The organism is Pseudoalteromonas sp. MelDa3 (genome assembly GCF_002863625.1).
Taxonomy (GTDB): Bacteria; Pseudomonadota; Gammaproteobacteria; order Enterobacterales; family Alteromonadaceae; genus Pseudoalteromonas; species Pseudoalteromonas arctica.
This window is the reverse complement of the sequence record NZ_PJBR01000205.1, coordinates 1-1,640: the sequence shown is the minus strand read 5'-3', so window position 1 is coordinate 1,640 and position 1,640 is coordinate 1. Positions and strand designations below refer to the sequence as shown.

1 protein-coding gene and 2 tRNA genes are annotated in these 1,640 nt (G+C 34.3%); all 3 read left to right on the top strand.

All coding sequences use genetic code 11. The features are described 5' to 3' along the window. Positions 1-803: DUF3080 family protein (locus tag CXF89_RS19150; protein ID WP_121955485.1), on the top strand; the 803-nt coding region annotated here is incomplete at its 5' end. A 113-nt stretch (positions 804-916) separates the two neighbouring features. After that, positions 917-993, top strand: a tRNA-Val gene (locus CXF89_RS19145). Positions 994-1,019: 26 nt separating this feature from the next. Further along, positions 1,020-1,096: transfer RNA gene (locus CXF89_RS19140), tRNA-Val, on the top strand. Positions 1,097-1,640: the final 544 nt, after the last annotated feature.

The window sequence follows — 1,640 nt, the reverse complement described above, 5'->3', positions numbered from 1 at the left end:
CAGGCATTAGCCAATGTAAGCTTAACGTGCTTATAAGTGAGCACAATAACCAATTAGGAAAAACCGCCAGCGCTGCTGGGCAATTAAAATATCAAATAAACTTTATTAAAAGTGCACAGGTTTGCTTAAACACGCTTGATAAAAATAGTCCTAGTTACACAAAAATACTCGCAGCCAAAAACTACAAAGAAACACACCTAATGCACTTTTTTAACACCATGTTATTTAAAGAGCCTGAGCTAAATCGTACTTGGCAACTCACTTCAAACGAGCTTACTACTGAACCTGCTGGTTTTAGTGATACCGTACTTGCGCTAAAGCAACTTGTACTCATTAAGCAACAAATTAAGGCTAAAGAATTTAGTGAAATTAATAGCAATTCTATTTTTAGTGCACTCGAGCAGCTTAATAAATTTCAATTTAACCAGGCACTCATTCAATCGGTCCGCAAGCAGGTAGTGTTAAATAACAACGCCACGCAGTTTGTAAAAACATTAAACTTTAATACGCTGTGCCCTCAAGGTAAAAATAATAAAAACGCAAAAATCATAAGCAACGTATTTCAAAAGTTTTACCTAAAAGAAATTCAGCCCTATCAAGCGCAGTTAACTGGTTATCTAGAGGCACTACAACCGCTTTATAATGAGCTTTGGTTTAACGAAAGTATCTCAAGCCCTCAAATTAATAACTTAGTCAAAACGGACTCAGCAAGTAACTTACTGAACTTACTAAAAAGCTCAGCTAAAAAACATGTGGTTTGGTGGCAAGTATTTTATAAAACGTGTGAAATAAGCCCAATATGAATAAAAAAACGGCAAATAAACTCAAAAACAACAAACTTGCTTGATTCACCAACCGCCACGCTATATATTAGCCGCCGTTGTTAAGCAATTAACACCTACTTAAATAAAGTAATACGACTGTAGCTCAGTTGGTTAGAGCACTACCTTGACATGGTAGGGGTCGGTGGTTCGAATCCACTCAGTCGTACCAACATTTAAGAATCCTAAAAAAATTGTACGACCGTAGCTCAGCTGGTTAGAGCGCTACCTTGACATGGTAGAGGTCGGTGGTTCGAATCCACTCGGTCGTACCAATTACTCCAAATTTTTCAATATATTAAATAGATTTTCTAATTGTAGTATTTAGATTCTAATATTCTAAATTAAATTTCAGAATTTTTATTATTCTGTACTCATAATTTATAAAATAGCCAAAACCATTTCCCCATAATTCTTATGGAAATTATATTTTTATATATTTGTGCCCAAACTTGTGCCCAAGTGCCCAAAACAATCTTCTACTACCTCAGAATTAGACCCCTACCCTTATCAAGGCACTATTCTTCCATTTAAAATTGAGTGGCTTTAAGCACTATATGCAAATTATAATTTCAGTGTCTATTATCAAATATCAGCTAACTGGTTACTACGGATGATAACTTTAAGGTGTCGTACTGTTTAACTTTTATAAAGATAAACAACTGGATACAAAATGTTCATAAATACCATAACGCTCTTCTTATTAGCAAAGCTAGGTTCATTAGTTTTACATCATATAGATCTGAGCTTTTAGTTTAAAGGTACATAGTTAATACACTTATAAATTAGACTAAACTTGAGCTCTATCCTAATATCTAT